The organism is Corynebacterium sp. ACRPO, assembly GCF_022347205.1.
GTDB lineage: Bacteria > Actinomycetota > Actinomycetes > Mycobacteriales > Mycobacteriaceae > Corynebacterium.
The window spans coordinates 1-504 of sequence record NZ_JAKRNE010000045.1; the positions used below are offsets into that span (position 1 = coordinate 1).

Below are 504 nucleotides of genomic sequence, written 5' to 3' on the forward strand. Positions count from 1 at the left end.
GGAGTTGACCTCTCTTGAGGTTGAGTCCAATGGTGATGAGACTCCGGATGCTGATACTCCGAATAAGATTGCGGAGCACAAGGATCTGAATGACCGTGCTCAGACTGTGGACTCTAAGGAGCCGGGCAAGGAGACCACTGAGCCGACCAAGCCGGGTGAGCCGGGCAAGGAGACTACTGAGCCTTCCGAGCCGGGCAAGGAGACTACTGAGCCTTCCGAGCCGGGCAAGGAGACTACTGAGCCTTCCGAGCCGGGCAAGGAGACTACTGAGCCGACGAAGCCGGGTGAGCCGGGCAAGGAGACTACTGAGCCTTCCGAGCCGGGCAAGGAGACTACTGAGCCTTCCGAGCCGGGCAAGGAGACCACTGAGCCGACCAAGCCGGGTGAGCCGGGCAAGGAGACCACTGAGCCTTCCGAGCCGGGCAAGGAGACCACTGAGCCGACCAAGCCGGGTGAGCCGGGCAAGGAGACCACTGAGCCTTCCGAGCCGGGCAAGGAGACCAC

1 pseudogene is annotated in these 504 nt (G+C 62.5%); it reads left to right on the forward strand.

The window, feature by feature from the left end:
* A pseudogene (locus MHY22_RS11515) lies at positions 1-504 on the forward strand (adhesin); the annotation flags it as partial.